Raw genomic sequence first — 18,180 nt, 5'->3', positions numbered from 1 at the left:
GTCACAGGGCTTCAGGCAGCTGGGCCCCGGCAGCAAAGTCGGTGAGTAACTGTCCCGTTGCCACAGGGCGTTCGATCATGGGCAAGTGGTTGCAACCTTCCAGGGTGACAACCTGCCCGACCCGATCATCGGGCAGACCGATTTGCAGTGTCTCCAGGGCGGAGATATCGATCACCTTATCCTCGCGGCAGCCGATGCCAAGTACCGGCATGCTGAGCTGCGCCAGCCGATGATCCAGCGCGAGCCATTGGGACGGTGGACGGATCTGCGCCAGGGTGGACTCGATAAAGCTGCGTTGGCGCTGATTGCTCGCAATCGCATTTTCCACTTCCTGGTCGGACATCAGGGGAGGATTGAGATAGACAAGTCGGGCAGTGCGTTCTACGCCGGCACGGTCATCGTAGATAAACGGGTTGTCACCACCATTCAATGACCGGACGAAATCGTTTTCGACAAAGCTCAATCCCAACGGGTTGACCAGCACCAGGCGTGCAATACGCTCCGGCTTTTGGGCGGCAAACACGCCGGCAATGGCGCCCCCCATGGAATGGCCGACCAGATTGATTTCACGCAGGTCGAGCGCGAGCAGAAAATCATTGAACCGTGCGGCTTGTGCATCAATGTCATAACTTTCGCCGGCAAGGCGCGTCGAATCACCCCAGCCGGGAAGGTCGGGAATGATCACGTGAAAGCGTGCGCCGAGATCCTCGCCCAGCGTGCGCCAGGCATCCTTGCTTGAAGAAAAGCCATGTACCAGCAACAGGACCGGACCGTTTTTTGCGCCCTCGTAATACGACCAGGTCGTGTCGCCTGCCTGGATCGATCGGGTCATCAAGGGGGTATCGGTTGGGTTGGCCGCCTGGGCGGTGCCCAGGAAGGCGAACGTGGCGGTGGCAACTGTTGCGGTGAGCAAGCGGGTGAGTCGACTGCTTCGGGTCTGATGGCGAGGCGTCAATCTTTCAAGGGCATCCATGTCATTGAGATCCTGATGACGGTTGTCGGTTTTTAGTCGTGCCAATGATTTGGCTGGTGTACTGAGAAGCAAGAGGGGGATTTGAAGGGGGAGAGGCTACGACGGCAATGCTGGCACCTGAAAAATGTGCGACCTCAGATTTCAGATACCAACGCAGGCAATCAGGCTAGTTCTTGGCCAGCGGCCAAAACCGCTCCCCACCCCCCGGTGCATCCGTCCAGGCCTGCAACGAACGCGTCGGCAAGTCGAAGTAATCCCGCGTGCGTGCATAGCCATGCCCGCCCATGCGTCCGATCGCATCCAGCCCCAACTGGTCGATGTACAGGGTTTTCGGATCGATCAGTTCGTCCCGCACATGGGCCATCAGCACTTCGCCGAAGATGATCTCCCGGGATTGGCCGATGGACAGCGCCATCATCCGACGGCACTCCAGCGCCACCGGGGCTTCGCCGATGCGCGGACATTTGACCGTGGTGCCGGGAATGGCGGTGAGGCCGGCGGCGGTCAGTTCATCGAAGCCGGGAGCGAAGGGCACGGCGCAGACGTTCATGGCTTCCACCAGGGCATCGCTGACGATGTTCACGGTGCATTCCTGGTTGAGCTGAATGTTGCGGGTGGTGTCCTTGGGGCTTTGGTCGCCGTAGTTTTCCACGCCCAGGGCGAGGATGGGCGGATCGGCCGACAGCGCATTGAAGAAGCTGAACGGCGCCGCGTTGATCCGGCCTTCACCATCGACGGTGGTGACCAGGGCAATTGGCCGAGGCACTACGCTGCCGATCAGAATCTTGTATTTGTCCCGTGGGCTCAATGTGCTGAAGTCGAAGCTTTGCATGGGCAGAAATCTCTAGAGAAGTGGATCAATCGCGCTCAGTGGCGCATGTGCGCTGTAGTCGTCGGCGAACGGGATGGCCGGCTGGAACAGGCTTTTCCAGTCCGGTTGGCCTATGGCCCGGTCGCTGTGGCTGCGCATCAGTTTTTCGAATTGGCGTTGGGCCTGGCGCTGCAGGGCGGGGTAGTCGATGCCCTGGACTTGACCGTCCTGCATCACGCAGCGACCATCGATATAGCTGGCGATGCAGTCATCGCCACGGCCGGCCAGAACAAGATTCTTCAGCGGATCGAATAGCGGCCCCAGGTGTATCCCGCGCAGGTTGAACACGGTGATATCGGCCTTGCAGCCCGGCGCCAGCCGGCCCAGATCATCGCGACCCAATGCCTTGGCGCCGCCGAGGGTCGCGGCGTTGTACAGGTCCAGAGTGCTGGTCAGGTCGTTACCGCCTTCCATAAGGCGAGCGATGTTCAAGCCCTGGCGCATGTTGTCCAGCAAGTCCGCCGGCCAGGTGTCGGTGCCCAGGGCGAAGTTGATGCCTTTGGCCCGATAGCGCCCAAACGAATTCAGTGCCTCACCGTCCCGGGCAAACACCACCGGGCAATGCACCAGGCTGGCGCCGCCATCCACCACGCGTTGCAGGTCGTCATCGCCTCGGGTGTAGATGCCATGGGGCAGCAGGCTGCGCGGGTTCAAAAGCCCAAGCTGCTGTAACCAGCCCAGTGGCGAGGTGCCGCGCAGTTGCTCGACCATCGCCACTTCACCGAGGCCCTGACAGCAATGCAAACGCATCGGTGCGTTCAGTTCCCGGCTCAGCGCGGCGGTGCGTTGCAGCAGCGCCGGGGTACAGGTCTGGATGCGATCGGGCAGCAGCGCACCGCGAATCAGACCGTTATGCGCGCCATCGAAATCCCGGAAAAACCGTTCGGCGGCATCGAGGCCAGCCATGCCCCGGTTTTCGTCCCAGTGGTGCGCCAGGGTTCCATCTGCGTGCCAGTAGCTCATGCCGCTCATGTAGCAAGGGCCGAGGTAAGTGCGCAGCCCCAGTTCGGCAGCCACATCTGCCACCGCCGCAAATTCGTCGTAAGTCTCGGCCCACTCGCGGTAATACATCGAGGTGATCGGCATGGCCGTGGTGATGCCGTTGCGGATCAGTTGGGTGAAGGCGTAGCGGTATTTGAAGACTTCTTCTTCGGGGCTGTAGCTTTCCCGCGATCCACGCGCCAGATACTCCGCCGACCACATCCGGCCCATGGCGCGCTCGTCGCCGTTGTCCAGGGTCAGCACCGTGGAATCGAGATCGCCGAGGGCGTCCAGATCGATGAAGCCGGGGCCGATCAGCGCGTTGCCGTAATCAATCCATTGATCCACCGGGCCCGGATAACCGCGTCCGACAAACTCAATGCACGAGCCGGCAAACACCACTTCGCCATCGCGCCACAGCACATGCTGCGTGCCGTCGAAGCCGACCACGCAACTGGCCCGCAAGCCGATGCGCTTCACAAACGGCTGTCCAGCAAGCGACCACCCGCAGCAATCAACCGGCCCGTGCGATAGACCTGACGCAGCGGCCGCGAAACCACTGCCTCACCCACCGTTTGCACCGGCATCAACAGGAAGTCTGCCGGCTGGCCGATTTCCAGGCGATTGGCTTCGCAACCCAGCGCCTGGGCGCCGTTGACGGTCGCCGCCTCGAACGCCGCCGCCAGTTCTTCGTCCTTGTTCAAATCGAAACGGAACGCCAGCAACATCGCCCGCTCCAGCATGTCGCCGTTGCCCATGGGCGACCAGGCATCACGAATGCCGTCCGAGCCCAGGCATACATTCACGCCGGTTTCGCGCAGGGCCAGGAACGGCGGCACCGCGCAATCGGCCGGTGCCGAGCTCATCAGCGAAATACCCAGCGTCGCCAGGCGCTCGGCCACCGGTTTGACCTGGCTCCACGGCAACATCCCCAGGCAATACGCGTGGCTGATCATCACCCGGCCTTGACGGCTGAAACGCTCGGTGTAGTCGGCGATCAGCGCGATCTGCCACAGGCCCAGCTCACCTTTGTCATGCAGGTGAATGTCGATGCCACGGTCGAACTCGCTGGCCAGTTTGAAGACGAAATCCAGTTGTGCGATGGGGTCGTTGTCGATACCGCATGGGTCCAGTCCTCCGACGTTCTCCACACCGAGGGCCATGGCTTCGCGCATCAGTTCGGCGGTGCCGGGGCGACTGATCAAACCAGTCTGCGGGAACACCACCAGTTGCAGGTCGATCAGGTCGCGGTAGGTTTCACGCAGTTGCTGCATGGCCTCGACATGCCGCAGGCCGAATTCCGGGTCGATGTCGACGTGGCAACGCATGGTCAGCGAGCCGCGGGCGATGCAGTTTTCCAGCAGGGAACCGGCCCGTTGTGCGATGGGGGTGGTGACTTCGCGCAGGATGCGCCGTTCGTTGGCGATGTAGTCCTTGAGGGTCGGGCCGGCGCTGTTGGGGCGCCAGGGTTGGCCCCAGAGGGTTTTGTCCAGGTGCACGTGGCTTTCCACCAGTGTGGGGGTGAGCAACTGGTTCTGGCCGTCGATGTCGGTGGCGAGCAGCTCGGTGGTCGAGGCCGGGCGGCGTTGGGTGAAGCGGCCGTTTTCGATCAGCAGGTCTTCGGTGGCGGTGCCGTAGGGGCGCACGTTGCGCAGCCAGCGGGGTTGGGTCATACAAACCTCAAATTCAATGGTGTCTTGGCGGGCCTCATCGCGAGCAAGCTCGCCCCCACAGGGTTTGGGGGTGTTCACAAAATGTGTGATCAGCACAAATCACTGTGGGAGCTGGCTTGCCTGCGAAGGCCACGACTCGGTTTCAAGTCAGGCAATCAGCCCTTGAGCTTGGCCCAAATGCGGTCCTGCAGCTCCCGCGCCTTGTTGCTGCATTCCTTTTCCGGGCGCAGGCGCGAGGCGAATTCGTCGGGCATGTTGATGGCGTCCATCACCCGCCATTTGGCGTCGATCAGCTTGTCGCTCTGGATGCCGTTGTCGTAGGCGATGGCGTTGGACACGGCGGCGGCGTTTTCCGGTTTCATCATCCAGTCGATGAAGATCTTCGCGTTGCCGGGGTGTGGCGCGCTTTTCGGTACGGCGAAGTTGTCCTGGAACATCGCCAGGCCTTCCTTCGGATACACGTACTTGATGGTGCTCTTCTGCAAGGTGGCCCGCGCTGTAGAACCGTTCCAGTTCTGCATCATGATCACTTCACCGGAGGCCATGCGGTCGACGGTGTTGTCCGAGCTGTACATCTTCAGGAAGGGTTTCTGTTTTTGCAGCAGTTCGAGGATGCGCTTGGCGTCCTGCGGGTTTTCGCTGCACTCGTCGACATTCAGGTAGTGGCTGGCGGCGTTGATCACGCTGCTGGAGGTGTCGAGGGCGGCGAGCTGGCCTTGCAGCTCCTTGCGCGGTTCGAAGAACTCTTTCCACGAGTCGTCGAGCTTGCCGCCGGGCACTCGGGCGCTGTCATAGGAGAACCCGGTAGTGCCCCACAGGTACGGTGCCGAGAACTTGCGGCCCGGGTCGAAGCTCGGGTCGCGGAACGCCGGTTTGACGTACTGGAAGTTGGGCAGGGCCGAGGCGTCGATTTCCAGCAGCAGGTCCTGGTTGATCAGGGTGCGCATGATCGATTGCGACGGCACGATCACGTCATACGCCGCACCGCCGGCCTGCAACTTGGCCAGCAGGGTTTCGTTGCTGTCGTAGCCGTCCATGGTGACCTTGATGCCGGTCTCCTTTTCGAACTTGGCCAGCAGCTCGACCGGGTAGTAGTCGGTCCAGTTGTAGAAGAACAGTTCCTTGGGCTCGGCGGCCTGGGAGCCGAACGCTGTGAAGCAACTCAAGGCCAGGCCGGCAACGGCGAAACGCATGCTTTTTTTCATAAAAGAAGTCTCCACGCTCATTGTTGTTTGCCGCGCTGTCCCAGCCAGAAGGCCAGCACCACCAGCACGATGGAAATCACCAGCATCAGCGTTGAAATCGCGTTGATCTCCGGCGTCACACCGGCCTTGATCGCCGAGAAGATGTACACCGGCAGGGTTGTCGAGCCGGGACCGGCGACGAAGAAGGTCATGATGAAGTCGTCGAGGCTGACCACGAACGCCAGCACCGAACCGGACAGCACCGCAGGCCACAGCAGCGGCAAGGTCACCCGGCGAAACACCTGCCACGGGTTGGCGTACAGGTCGTTCGCCGCTTCCAGCAGGCTCTTGTCCAGGTCATTGAGCCGCGCTCGAATCGGCAGGTAAGCGAAGGGAATGCAGAAACCGATGTGGGCAACGATCACCGTCAGCAGACCGAGCTTGATCCCCAGTGCCATGAACAACAGCAGGGTGGCCACGGCGGTGACGATCTCCGGCAGGATCAACGGCAGGTTGATCCCGCCCTCGACCATTTTCTGCCCGTAGAACGGCCGGTACGTCGCCAGCGCCGCGAGCAGGGCAATCGCGGTGGCGCAGACCGTGGCGATGCTGGCGACGATGATCGAGTTCAGCGCTGCGGTCTGGATCGACGGGTTGGCCAGGATTCGTCCGTACCAGGCGAACGAGAACTCGGTCCACACCGTCGCCGAGCGGTTGGCGTTGAAGCTGTAGGCGATCAGCACGAAAATCGGCAGGTACAGATAGGCCAGCATCAACAGGCTGACTTCACGGGTCAGGGGCAGTTTCTTCAGGTGCAGGGCGATCATTCTTGGGCTCCTGGGCGTTGGGTCTTGGCGGCATTGCGGCTATAGAGGGCGTAGAGCACCAGGGACAGCAACATGATCCCCAGCAACAGGAACGACAGCGAACTGCCCAGCGGCCAGTTGCGCGCGGTGCCGAACTGCTGCTGGATCAGGTTGCCGATCATCAGCGTCTTGCCGCCCCCGAGGATCGCCGGGGTAATGAAGGCGCCCAGGCTTGGCACGAACACCAGCAAGGCACCGGCAATCACCCCCGGCATCGACAGCGGCAGGATGATCCGCCGTAGTGCATGCCAACGGTTGGCGCCCAGGTCGTAGGCGGCTTCCACCAGGCGCCAGTCGAGTTTTTCCAGGGTCGAATAGATCGGCAGGATCATGAACGGCAGGAAGCTGTAGACCAGGCCAACGCTGACCGCGAAGTCGTTATAGAGCAGGGTGATGCCACCGGCTTGCGGGAACAGCGCGTTGAGGCTCTGGGCGACCCAGCCGTGTTCACGCAGGATGATCAGCCACGCGTAGTTGCGGATCAGCAAGTTGGTCCAGAACGGGATGGTGATCAGCAATACCATCAGGTTGCGCCGACGAGGTGTCAGGCTCGACATCCACAACGCCACCGGAAAGCCGAACAGGAAACACAGGACCGTGGTGCCACCGGCCTGGAACACCGAGCGGATCAGTGCCTGGGCGTAGACCCAGTTCAGTTCCAGTTCACCGTCGAAACCTTCCTGGAAAAACAGCTGCACGTAACTTTGCAATTGCCAGTTGGCCTGCCAGTCGACGCCGCCATAGACGTTGCGCGGCAGCAGGCTGATGTAGCCCATGATGCCCAGCGGAATGGCGATCAGGGCCAGCAGGGTCAGGACCACCGGGCTGAGCAACAGCGCGCGGTTGAGGGCTGGGGACGTGCTGCTGACGCTCATCTCAGGCCTCCATCAACAGGCAGGCGTGGGGCGGCAGGTTGACCGCGACGCGATCACCCACCACCCGCCCGTGGTTCAGGCCTTCGTTGTTCTCGCGCAGCATGACCTTGATGTCGTTGTTCAGGCGGCATTGATAGAGCGTGGCCGTGCCGACATACAGCACGGCCTCGATCACGCCGCGCAGGTGATGCGGCTGCGTCGGTTCGACCAGTTGCGAGCGCTCGGGGCGGAACGCCAGTTGCACCTTGCTGCCGTCAAAGCCCTGGGCCGGGCAGGGGATTTCCACGGGCATGCCGTTGGGCACGAAGAGCTTTTCGTTCTGCTGGCCGCGCTTGAGGTGGCCGGGGAGGAAGTTGATGTCGCCGATGAACTGCGCAACGAACTGGTGTTGCGGACGCTCGTAGATTTCATTGGGGGTGCCGATTTGCAGGATCTTGCCGGCGGACATCACGGCAATGCGATCGGACAGGGTCAGGGCTTCTTCCTGATCATGGGTGACAAAAATGAAGGTGATCCCGGCTTCTTTCTGCACGCGCTTGAGTTCGACCTGCATTTCCTTGCGCAGTTTGAGGTCCAGGGCCGACAGCGGTTCGTCCAGCAACAGCACTTTGGGTTTCGGCGCCAGGGCCCGGGCCAGAGCCACCCGTTGCTGTTGGCCGCCGGACAGTTCGGCCGGTTTGCGCTTGGCCAGGTGCTGCATTTGCACCAGCGCGAGCATCTCATTGACGCGCTGGGGGATCAGTTTGCGATCAAGGCCCTGCATCTCGAGGCCGAAGGCGATATTCTGCGCAACACTCATGTGCGGAAACAGCGCGTAACTCTGGAACACCGTGTTGACCCGACGCTTGAACGGCGGCAAATCGTTGACCGGCTCGCCCGCAAGGCGGATCTCACCGTCGCTGACATGCTCGAAGCCGGCGATGGTGCGCAGCAGGGTGGTTTTGCCGCAGCCGGAGGGGCCGAGCAGGGTGAAGAATTCGTTGTCGGCAATGTCGACAGAAACATTGTCGAGGGCTGGAGCAAGCCCTGGATCGTCTGAATATCGTTTTGAGACGTTTCGCACTTCAATTGCAACTGGATGACCCATAATGGTGCATTCCTATAATTATTGTATGCAAAATCTGGATGCAATTTAGAAATACCCGGATTAATCTGCCCGTGCAAGCCCCTTTTTCAATGGCTGTTCATTCGCCAGGGTCGGTTGCACAGGGCGCAAGGAGTTGATGAATGACGGAAAAGAAACTGGAAACCACGGTCGACCGCGTCTACCAAGGGGTTTACGAAGCGATCAGCAAACGCTCGTTGCGTCCGGGCATGAAGCTTGGCGAAGCCTCTTTGGCCGAGCTGTTTAATGTCAGCCGCACGTCCGTTCGGGCCGCGCTCAAGCAATTGGAGGCCGACGGACTGGTCACCACCGAGCCCAATAAAGGTGCGTCGGTGTCGTTGCCGAGTGACGAAGAGATCCGTTCGCTGTTCGAAACCCGGCGATTGATCGAGATCGGTATCGTCAGCGAGCTGTGTCGTCGGCGTGATACCGCGGTGACCCAGGATCTGCGCGATCACTTGCTGCTGGAAGATGAAGCGCATCAGAGCGGTGATCACGAACGGCTGATCCATCTGCTCGGCGAGTTCCACATCAAACTGGCCCGCAGCCTGAACAACCCGGTGCTGCTCGACTGGTTCCAGAAGCTGATTTCCCGGGCATCGCTGTATGCCGCCGCGCTGGATGACGACAGCCACGAGGTCTGCCGCGACGACGAACACCTGCGGCTGATCGAGTACATCGAAGCGGGGAACCAGAGCGCGGCCATAGAGCTGACCTGCATGCATTTGAATGGTATCGAGAAGGCCATTCTGGATGTCGCGGCCACGCTGAAAAGCAGTTACAACCCGCTCAAGCACTTGATTGAGGTGTAGGTTGCAGTTTCCTGGCCACTGATTCCCTGCTCGACAAGGAAGCCTCAGAATCAGCTATACCTCTATGAAGCGAATAGTGTGCAGGATGCTCGAAACAAACGGGTGCAACTTACCGGGATAGAGCCAAGCCATGCAGTTTCTAGAGGATAGCCACGGGTGCTCCGGGTGGAACGGCGAAATGGCCGGGCGCATTCGTGCGTTCGACTGGAGCCTGACCGAGCTTGGCCCGCTCGATTCATGGTCCAAGAGCCTGAGCAGCGCGGTGCAGTTGATGCTCGCGTCCCCGCTGCCGATGGTGATGCTCTGGGGGCAGTCCGGGTACATGATTTACAACGACGCCTACTCGAAGTTTGCTGGTGGGCGTCATCCGTACCTGCTGGGTTCTACAGTGGAGCTGGGTTGGCCAGAAGTCGCCGAATTCAATCGCCACGTAGTCGACACCTGCCTGGCGGGCAGCACCTTGTCCTATCGCAACAAAGAACTGGTGCTGCTGCGTGATGGGGTTCCGGAAGATGTCTGGATGGACCTCTACTACAGCCCGGTGGCTGACGATGACGGACGTCCGGCCGGGGTCATGTCCATGGTGGTGGAAACCACGGAACGGGTGATATCCGAGCAACGCCGACAAGTGGCTGAAGACGCTTATCGTGCGGATAACGAACGGGTACGCCTGGCATTGAACGCCGGTGCCTTGCTCGGCTCCTTTGTCTGGGACATCAAGACCAACGTGCTGTCGGGTGATGAGCGATTCGCTCGCACGTTCTCTTATCCACCCGGGCAAGACTTGGGCAACCTGTCTCAAGAGATCGTCGAAGGGCGGATCCATCCGGACGACCGTAGCTGGGTCCAGGAACGGGTCACGCTGTCGGTCGAGACTGGCGAACCCTACAACGTCGAGTACCGGATCCAGCGTCCCGACGGCAGTTACTTCTGGGTGCTCGCCAGCGGTTGCTGCGAATTCGATGAGCAAGGGGAGGCATTTCGTTTCCCCGGCGTGCTGATCGATATTCACGAACGCAAGACCGCCGAAGAATCCCTGCTCAAGTTCACCCGTAACCTGGAGCAGCGGGTGGCCGATGAGGTCGAGGCGCGGCTGGCGGCGGAAGAGCAACTGCGCCAGTCACAGAAACTCGAAGCCATCGGTGGCCTCACTGGCGGTGTGGCCCATGACTTCAACAACCTGTTGCAAGTGATCGCTGGCAACCTGCACCTGTTGGCACGCCATGAGCCGAATAACCCGAATGTGCAGCGCCGGGTATCGGCGTCGATTGCCGCGGTCGAGCGCGGTGCCAAGCTGTCCTCGCAATTGCTTGCATTCGCCCGTCGCCAACCGTTGTCGCCCGCGGTCTTCACGTTGCGGCAGATTTTCGATGGCCTGGCGGAGCTGTTGCAACGTGCCTTGGGGGAAACCCTTCAAGTGCACATGGCAGCGCCTGAGGATTCCTGGAATGTGTTTGTCGATCGCAATCAACTGGAAAACGCCATTCTCAACCTGGCGATCAATGCCCGGGACGCCATGCAGGGTGAGGGGACCATTGATCTTTGCGCGGACAACATCGTCCTGGGTCGCCAATTTTGCGCCGGCAAGGGCATTGCCGCCGGGGACTATGTACGGGTGTCCGTGGCGGACACCGGCGTCGGCATGCCGCCGCAGGTGCTGGCCCAGGCGTTCGAGCCATTCTTCACCACCAAGGCCGATGGCCAGGGCACCGGATTGGGCTTGAGTATGGTGTTTGGTTTCGTCAAACAGAGTGGCGGTCATATCGAAATTGTCAGCGACGTCGGGCAGGGCACCCGGGTGCAGCTGTATTTCCCGCGCACCTTGCGCTCGGCACCCAGCGAAACACCGAACCCTGAAGTGCCGCAACGGGGTGGCCACGAGCGCATCCTCGTGGTGGAAGATAATGAGGCGGTGCGGGTATCGGCGGTGGAGTTGTTGCGCGAAGAGGGTTATCAGATCCTCACGGCCACCAACGGTGACGTCGCCATGCAAATGTTGCTGGAAGGGCTGGCGGTGGACCTGATATTCACCGACGTGGTCATGCCCGGCCTGATCAAGAGTTCGGACCTGGCGGCCTGGGCGAAAGTGCAAGAACCACCGGTGGCCGTACTGTTTACCTCGGGACATACCCGCGACATCATCTCGCGCAATCACCAACTCAGCCCCGACACCCACCTGCTGAGCAAACCCTACAATCCCGAAGCACTCAGGCAAATGGTGCGCACGGTGCTTAACGGCTGAAACCGGCGGAGGCGCCGGTAAAGGCAAGGTTTTATCGCATTTGAGATAGGACGACGAACGGACACCGCTGGTCTGACAGATGGTCGACAGAACGGGCTAACCGAGGCCATTCTGATAGTTGGTGAACGCAATTGATCGCGTTTCGCTGCCGATCAACAAACGGAGGTGTTCCATGCCGGTGCCCCATGACCTTTATCAGGATCTGAAACGCTCAAAGGAAGAAGTCCAGCAGAAACGCACCAAGGATCCGTTACTGGATTCACTGCTTAACAAGTATTCCCAGGCGGATGCCGAAGTGGTGAAAGCAGAGGAGGCCAAGTCCAACGATGACACCGTAAGGAAACTCAAGGAGGCTCGCCTGCTGGTCAAGGACAAGATCGTCAAGCAACTGGGCTCGACATCCTGACCCAGCGTGCTGCCACCGACGACCGGTGGCCGGAAAGTTGGAACGGCAACCAGAACCGGCACCTCGAATGCTCAGAGACCGATGTTACGGCTCTCAACGAGGTGCCTCATGACCCAGCCCGAATATCCCAGTGAACTGAACGCTGTCCCTGTGGGAGCGAGCCTGCTCGCGATAGCGGAGGGTCAGTCACCAGTGTTGTTGAATGTGCCTCAGTCATCGCGAGCAGGCTCGCTCCCACATTGGGTCTTCAGTGTATTCAGATAGTGGTGCCGCTCATTGCAATGCCTTGCTCAACGGCAATCGCACCATGTTCTGTGCTTTCAGCGAACCGAAATACAACCAGTCCCCATACTCGCGCACCGTGGTGATCGGTGAGTAGTTGTCGCTGCTGCCGTCCTGCAGGTTGGCGATCACTTTGCCCTCAAGGTCCAGACCCAGGGCAAACCCGCGATTTTCCACGGGTTTGGGCAAGACAGTCATGGCCCGCACGATCATCTTGCGCACCAATGGATGTGCCGCCGTACCATCGAGCAAGGCGTTTCGGGGGGCATACAGTGCCACCCAGAAGCGGTCTCGGCCATTGAACGACAGGTTGTCCGGCAGCCCCGGCAGGTTGTCGATGAACAGGTCATGGGTGCCGGCCTTCGGACCGCTGAGCCAATAACGGCTGATGCGGTAGGCGCCGGTTTCATTGACCAGTACATAGGCATCGTCCGGTCCCAGGGTCACGCCGTTGGCAAACTCCAGCTTGTCCAGCACAACGGAGGTTTTGCCGGTCTGGAAGTCGTAGCTCAGCAGTCGACCGTCGCCGCCGTGTTCGAGCACGGCCTCACCGTCGTGGCCATAGCCGAAGCGGCTCGAAGCATCGCTGAAATAAGCGTAGTGACCGGGTTTGTCGATGGCCACATCGTCGATAAAACCGAAGGGAACGCCGCCGGCCTCTGTGGTCAAGGCCACCAGACGCCCCTGGGCGTCGAGGGACAACAAGCCTTTGACGGCATCGGCGATCACCAGCAGGCCATTGGGATGCCGGGCCAGGCCCAGTGGCCGGCCACCGGTAACGGCCAGAACTTTGGTGGTCTTGCCGTCCAGGCTCGTGCGGATCAGGCGACCGTCGTGCAGGCCGGTGATGAGCGTGTCGTTTTCCAGCAACAAGGCTTCGGGTCCGTCGATGTTGGCGGCACCGACGCGTTCCACCTCCTTGAGCCGCTGATTGTCGGCGTAGATTCCGCTGGTGAGGGACGGCGCAGGTTGTGGTGTCCAGGCCACCGGTCGCACCTTGGTCGGCATCAGTAGCAGGAAGGCGCCGACGGCGACGATGGCCAGCAACAGACATTTGGAGGTTCTGCTCACGCGCCGACCCCCGTCGCCGCCAGATACTTCTGCGCCATGTCGCGCAAAGTCAGCATCGACGCCGCGGATTCCCGATCGATGCGCCGCTTGAGCAGCAACCGGTTGGCAATCCGCATCGCCAGGCCGCTGAATTGATACTCCAGGGTGCGGACGAAGCGTGTGTCCTCGCCTGTGGCATCGCATTCATAGGTCACCACCAGCGACAGGCCATGATCACCCCGGGCCTCAGCGCTCCAGCGCCGTCCGGGCAGGTACTCCGCCACCACCCATCTCAAGTGCCCGTCGCGCCCGCCGGCGCGGATGTCCTCCTCGAAACGTGCGCCGGCATACAACGGACCTTTTGGCCCATCGATGCGTAGCGACGACGGATGCCATTGCGGCCAAAGAGTCACGGTGCTGGCGTAGGCAAGTACCTGGACCGGGTTTCCGGCAATGACAACCTGATGCTGCATGCGGGTCATGGGCGTTCTCGTCGGGTTGAGCGGCGCAGGTTCCGGTTCCCAATACAGGGTGCCGAACAGGTAGTCCATCAGCGGGAAAACGATGTTGAAATTACGCCCCTGCATCAGTTCGCGGCGGTGGTGCAGTTCGTGCAGCCGGCGCATCTGGCGGATCCATGGCAGCCGTGTGAGCGGGTTGCGCGACGGCAGATGCTCGCAGGCATGAAACACTTCATAAGCCAGGTAACCGAGGACAAGAAGGCCGCCGACCAATCCGGCGACGTTGGTATTGATATGCTTGAGCAGCCACCAGAGGGGCAGGGCGACGGCGAGGGTGTGCAGCACGATCAGCCACGCCGGAAACAGGATCACCCGCCAGTCGCGGGCGCTGTCGTAGGTCATGTGGCCGGGGGTGAAAAAGCTGTGGTGGTCGACTGCGTGACGGGCATAAAACAGCCGGGCGAAGCTCTTTTTATGATGCCCCAGGTGGCGATGCACCATGTACACGCCGAGGTTGAACAACAGCAGCGTGACGGGCACCGCCAGCCATTCTGCTGGCCGCACCTGATGTACGTTGCTCCAGAAGACACTGATCGCCAGTGCCCCGAACATCAGCACAAACGCGCCGTGCAGCCAGGGGTTGTAGAGCGGATGAATGTCGGCGCGGTAACGGCTGCGGAATCCTTCGGTGGTCTGCCTCACTGCAATCACCTGTCGTTTTTGTTATCTCTTTCAGATTAGCCGATCCCGGTGATTTGACGGGCCGAACCTTGAGGACACAACGGCCATGATCCGGTGCAAACCGGTCTCAGGTCAGCGGATCCCAGCGTTGCGACCAGTCTTCGTCGGAGTCGATGACCTTGCGCAGCAGGTCGAAGGCGCGTTGCAGTGTCGGCGAGTCACGATCGCGCGAGTAGACCAGATAGGTCGGATAGCTGAATTCCGGAGCCTTGGGCACCCGTTCCAGGGCGCCGTTTTCCAGATAACTCTGCACGACGCGGGTGCGGAAGTAGCCACTGCCGCCGTTTTCGAGAAGGTACTGCAAGCCCAGCGGGCCGAGATTGAAACTCAGCGCGGCCTTGGCTTTTTCCGGCAGGGCTGCGTCGTGCTGGCGTCGGAATTCGCCGCCCCAATCGATGTACACATAAGGATCGGGCTTGCCGGCCAGGCGCACGAGGATCAGCTTTTCTTCGAGAATCTGTTCGACCTGCAAGCGCGGCCAATACTCGGGCTGATACACCAGCGCGGCATCCAGAACGCCCAACTCCAGTTGGCGCAGCAGGTTTTCGCCGTCGCGGATTTCCATGCGCAGGGCGTGGCTGGGGATGTTTTTGCGGATTTCGCCGGCCCAGCCGAGCATCAGCGGGTTGCACAGGCTCACCTCGCCACCGATGTGCAGCACATCGTGAAAACCCTCGGGCAACGGCAAATCACGCCGCGCGGCTTCCCAGGTTTGCACCAGTTGATTGGCGTACACCACAAACGCTTCGCCGTTGGGCGTCAGGCGGGCGCCGGCACGATTGCGCACGAACAGGGTGCTGCCCAGCTGGCTCTCGAGTTTTTGCACCCGCGCGGTGATCGCAGTCTGGGTGACATGGAGTTTTTCCGCGGCGGCAGCCAGGCTGCCATGGCGGACGATTTCGAGGAAGGTGCGGGCGAGGTCGATGTCCATGGGGTGGCCGGTGTTGTAAGTGCTCGCATTGTAAGAGCGGATACCTCATTGGTACCACTCGCCACAGGTCGGGATTCAAAAACAACGAATCCCGCCACTAAGGGCGGGATTCGTTTGCAGCAGGCACGCTCCCGAAGGCCGGGAGCCAAGTGCTTACGACGGGAACAGCTCGGACAGTTTCATCGCCAGCATCATGTCGCCTTCAGCGCGCAGTTTGCCGCCCATGAACGCTTGCATGCCGTCAGTCGAACCGTCGACGATGCCTTCCAGGGTTTCGCCGTCCATCACCAGGGTCACCTGGGCGTCCGGGTTCTCGCCTTCCTGCAGTTCGCAGGTGCTGTTCTTGACGATCAGCGAGAAGTTCTTGGTGTCGTCGATGCGGAAACCGAAGACCAGGTCCAGACCGGCAGCAGCGGCTGGGTTGAACTTGGCTTTCATTGCTTGTACGGCGTCTGCTACGGAGGTCATGGTTCGATCCTTTCTTGGGTAATAAGAGCTGGGTGATTACAGCCAGGGTCACAATAGTCCGGACTCAGCGAAACGTGATGAGTTCCGGGGCCTTCAACAGTTGCAGGTGCGCATGACCGTTGAAGGAAGCCAGGGACACCTCGCGACCACGAAACTTAAGCTGGTTGAGCGAGGTGTTGACGATTTGCCAGTTCAATTCAAAGGCCTGCCGGGCAGGCATTTGCGTAATCAGGTGGAGCAGAGCGGTGATGGTACCGCCGGAAGTGAACACGGCGATTTTCTGGGTGTTGTCGGCCTGGTCGAGGATGCGATGCAAGCCGGCCTGCACCCGCTCGACAAACCCCAGCCAGCTTTCCAGGCCCGGTGTGTCATAGGTGCCGGCCAGCCAGCGTTCGATGATCAGGGCGAAGATACGCTGGAACTCACCACGGTTTTGCGCGGCGTTGCGCAGGATGTTCAGGGCTTCGGGTTCGTCCGGCAGCATGGCCGGCAATAGCGCGCGGATCACCGCATCGGCGTCGAACTCGTTGAAGGCGCAGTCGGTTTCCAGCAGCGGCACCGGCAGGCCCACCGCGGCGAATTGCTCCAGCGCGCTGTTGGCCGTGTGCTGCTGGCGGCGCAGGTCTCCCGCCAGGCAGCGGTCGAAGCTGATCCCGAGTTCGGCCAGGTGGCGGCCAAGGATTTCAGCCTGACGAATGCCGGTCGGCGACAGGACGTCGTAGTCATCTGCACCAAAGGAGGCCTGGCCATGTCGAATCAAATAGATGCTGCCCACGTCCGCGTCTTCCCGGTACGTTGAAGGTTTGGCGAGGTTATGAGGATGGCGGTGTGCTGTCAATGAAAAAACATACGCTTGTTTGAAATGCCCGTTACAGGCCTGTTGCCAGAGCTTTCACGGCTGGTCGCAAGGTCGGCGCATGGGTATGCTGGAGGTATCCCGCGCGCGTTCAAGCCGCGCATCGTTTGAGGAGTCCCTGTGGAGTTTTTTTCCGAGTACGCCATATTTCTGGCCAAGACCGTGACCCTGGTGATCGCCATTCTGGTGGTCCTGGCCAGTTTTGCGGCCTTGCGCAGCAAGGGGCGGCGCAAGTCGTCCGGCCAGTTGCAGGTCAGCAAGCTCAATGATTTCTACAAAGGGCTACGCGAGCGCCTGGAGCAGACCTTGCTCGACAAGGACCAGCTCAAGGCGCTGCGCAAGACCCAGGCTAAAACCGACAAGAAACAGAAGAAAAAACCCGAGGCCAAGCCCCGGGTGTTCGTGCTGGATTTTAATGGCGATATCAAGGCATCGGCCACCGAAAGCCTGCGCCACGAAATCACCGCCTTGCTGACCCTGGCCACACCGAAGGACGAAGTGGTGCTACGCCTGGAAAGCGGCGGTGGCATGGTACACAGCTACGGCCTGGCTTCCTCGCAACTGGCGCGTATCCGTGAGGCCGGCGTGCCCTTGACCGTGTGCATCGACAAGGTCGCGGCCAGCGGTGGCTACATGATGGCGTGCATCGGACAGAAGATCATCAGCGCACCGTTCGCGATCCTCGGCTCGATTGGCGTGGTGGCGCAGTTGCCCAACGTCAACCGCTTGCTGAAAAAGCACGACATCGACTTCGAAGTGCTGACCGCCGGTGAATACAAGCGCACCCTGACCGTGTTTGGCGAAAACACCGAGAAGGGCCGGGAGAAGTTCCAGCAAGACCTGGACATCACCCATCAACTGTTCAAGAACTTCGTGTCGCGCTATCGCCCGCAACTGGCGATCGATGAAGTGGCCACCGGCGAAATCTGGCTTGGTGTCGCGGCGCTGGACAAACAACTGGTCGACGAACTCAAGACCAGTGATGAATACCTCTCCGAGCGCGCCAACAAGTCCGAGCTCTATCACTTGCATTACGCCGAACGCAAAAGCCTGCCGGAGCGCATCGGCATGGCCGCCAGCGGCTCGGTCGATCGCGTGCTGCTGAACTGGTGGAGCCGCTTGACCCAGCAGCGCTTCTGGTAACGGGCCAGGAGATACAATAAAACATCCAGCCGGGGCATTTGCCCCGGTTTTTTTGTGCGCCCAGCATGGGCGCAATCTTGCGGGTGAAAGTCCCGTCGTAAGCTGACCACAGCGAACGAAGTGAAGCGCAACTGCATGAGGGCGACCGAGTGTGGGGAGGAAGCGTGAATCGAAACCGCGAGCCGATGGACAAGAACCGGATATAAGGCGAAGCCGATCAGGGCGAGCGAGCAAAAGATCGCGAAGCTCTTGTGGTCAAG

The 18,180-nt window shown here is 60.7% G+C and carries 17 protein-coding genes; 4 read left to right on the top strand and 13 right to left on the bottom strand.

Annotated features, from left to right (window positions below):
* Window position 1 precedes the first annotated feature (1 nt).
* The 8 genes from AC1DVE_RS12980 to AC1DVE_RS12945 form a co-directional block, all read right to left on the bottom strand.
* On the bottom strand, window positions 2-973 hold the full coding sequence (locus tag AC1DVE_RS12980; protein ID WP_223456950.1) for an alpha/beta fold hydrolase: 972 nt from the start codon (window positions 971-973) through the stop codon (window positions 2-4).
* A gap of 166 nt (window positions 974-1,139) precedes the next feature.
* Window positions 1,140-1,805, bottom strand: a complete 666-nt coding sequence (locus AC1DVE_RS12975) for a flavin reductase family protein (protein WP_223456946.1) — start codon at window positions 1,803-1,805, stop codon at window positions 1,140-1,142.
* A gap of 12 nt (window positions 1,806-1,817) precedes the next feature.
* The gene (locus AC1DVE_RS12970; protein ID WP_223456944.1) at window positions 1,818-3,305 is read right to left on the bottom strand and encodes an amidohydrolase family protein; all 1,488 of its coding nucleotides are present in this window, start codon (window positions 3,303-3,305) and stop codon (window positions 1,818-1,820) included.
* Entirely contained in the window at window positions 3,302-4,498 is a 1,197-nt protein-coding gene (locus AC1DVE_RS12965; RefSeq protein ID WP_223456943.1) for an amidohydrolase family protein, read from the bottom strand. The genes AC1DVE_RS12970 and AC1DVE_RS12965 overlap by 4 nt, the downstream gene beginning before the upstream one ends.
* Window positions 4,499-4,653: 155 nt before the next feature.
* On the bottom strand, window positions 4,654-5,703 hold the full coding sequence (locus AC1DVE_RS12960) for an extracellular solute-binding protein (protein ID WP_223456941.1): 1,050 nt from the start codon (window positions 5,701-5,703) through the stop codon (window positions 4,654-4,656).
* A 17-nt stretch (window positions 5,704-5,720) separates the two neighbouring features.
* Window positions 5,721-6,509 carry an ABC transporter permease gene (locus AC1DVE_RS12955; RefSeq protein WP_007995935.1) on the bottom strand — a complete coding sequence of 263 codons (789 nt, stop codon included), beginning with the start codon at window positions 6,507-6,509 and terminating at the stop codon, window positions 5,721-5,723.
* Entirely contained in the window at window positions 6,506-7,423 is a 918-nt protein-coding gene (locus AC1DVE_RS12950; RefSeq protein WP_223456939.1) for an ABC transporter permease, read from the bottom strand. Before AC1DVE_RS12950 ends, AC1DVE_RS12955 begins: the two co-directional genes overlap by 4 nt.
* A 1-nt stretch (window position 7,424) precedes the next feature.
* The gene (locus AC1DVE_RS12945; protein WP_223456937.1) at window positions 7,425-8,510 is read right to left on the bottom strand and encodes an ABC transporter ATP-binding protein; all 1,086 of its coding nucleotides are present in this window, start codon (window positions 8,508-8,510) and stop codon (window positions 7,425-7,427) included.
* A 140-nt stretch (window positions 8,511-8,650) separates the two neighbouring features.
* Between AC1DVE_RS12945 and AC1DVE_RS12940 the strand changes: the two genes are divergently transcribed.
* From AC1DVE_RS12940 to AC1DVE_RS12930, 3 genes are all read left to right on the top strand, one after another.
* Window positions 8,651-9,340: a GntR family transcriptional regulator gene (locus tag AC1DVE_RS12940; RefSeq protein WP_150755745.1), complete on the top strand. Its 690-nt coding sequence runs from the start codon at window positions 8,651-8,653 to the stop codon at window positions 9,338-9,340.
* A gap of 130 nt (window positions 9,341-9,470) precedes the next feature.
* Window positions 9,471-11,582: a hybrid sensor histidine kinase/response regulator gene (locus tag AC1DVE_RS12935; RefSeq protein ID WP_223456931.1), complete on the top strand. Its 2,112-nt coding sequence runs from the start codon at window positions 9,471-9,473 to the stop codon at window positions 11,580-11,582.
* Between the two features lie 172 nt (window positions 11,583-11,754).
* Window positions 11,755-11,988 (top strand): DUF465 domain-containing protein, encoded by a 234-nt coding sequence (locus tag AC1DVE_RS12930; protein ID WP_046038510.1) that lies wholly within the window; start codon window positions 11,755-11,757, stop codon window positions 11,986-11,988.
* Between the two features lie 273 nt (window positions 11,989-12,261).
* On the opposite strand, the gene AC1DVE_RS12925 is transcribed toward AC1DVE_RS12930, so the two are convergent.
* From AC1DVE_RS12925 to AC1DVE_RS12905, 5 genes are all read right to left on the bottom strand, one after another.
* Window positions 12,262-13,341: an SMP-30/gluconolactonase/LRE family protein gene (locus AC1DVE_RS12925; protein WP_477783963.1), complete on the bottom strand. Its 1,080-nt coding sequence runs from the start codon at window positions 13,339-13,341 to the stop codon at window positions 12,262-12,264.
* Window positions 13,338-14,483 (bottom strand): sterol desaturase/SRPBCC family protein, encoded by a 1,146-nt coding sequence (locus AC1DVE_RS12920; protein WP_477783962.1) that lies wholly within the window; start codon window positions 14,481-14,483, stop codon window positions 13,338-13,340. The genes AC1DVE_RS12925 and AC1DVE_RS12920 overlap by 4 nt, the downstream gene beginning before the upstream one ends.
* 106 nt (window positions 14,484-14,589) lie before the next feature.
* Window positions 14,590-15,453 (bottom strand): LysR family transcriptional regulator, encoded by an 864-nt coding sequence (locus AC1DVE_RS12915; protein WP_223456925.1) that lies wholly within the window; start codon window positions 15,451-15,453, stop codon window positions 14,590-14,592.
* Between the two features lie 153 nt (window positions 15,454-15,606).
* Complete coding sequence (locus AC1DVE_RS12910; RefSeq protein WP_007976511.1) at window positions 15,607-15,921, bottom strand: SCP2 sterol-binding domain-containing protein; 315 nt, start codon at window positions 15,919-15,921, stop codon at window positions 15,607-15,609.
* 64 nt (window positions 15,922-15,985) lie between these two features.
* Window positions 15,986-16,696, bottom strand: coding sequence for a histidine phosphatase family protein (locus tag AC1DVE_RS12905; RefSeq protein ID WP_223456923.1), 711 nt, complete (start codon window positions 16,694-16,696; stop codon window positions 15,986-15,988).
* Window positions 16,697-16,897: 201 nt separating this feature from the next.
* Between AC1DVE_RS12905 and sohB the strand changes: the two genes are divergently transcribed.
* Window positions 16,898-17,920 (top strand): protease SohB, encoded by a 1,023-nt coding sequence (gene sohB, locus AC1DVE_RS12900; RefSeq protein WP_223456921.1) that lies wholly within the window; start codon window positions 16,898-16,900, stop codon window positions 17,918-17,920.
* Window positions 17,921-18,180: the final 260 nt, after the last annotated feature.

The sequence above is a fragment of the Pseudomonas sp. P4_B4 genome (assembly GCF_056402255.1).
This window is presented reverse-complemented; position numbering and strand designations above follow the sequence as displayed.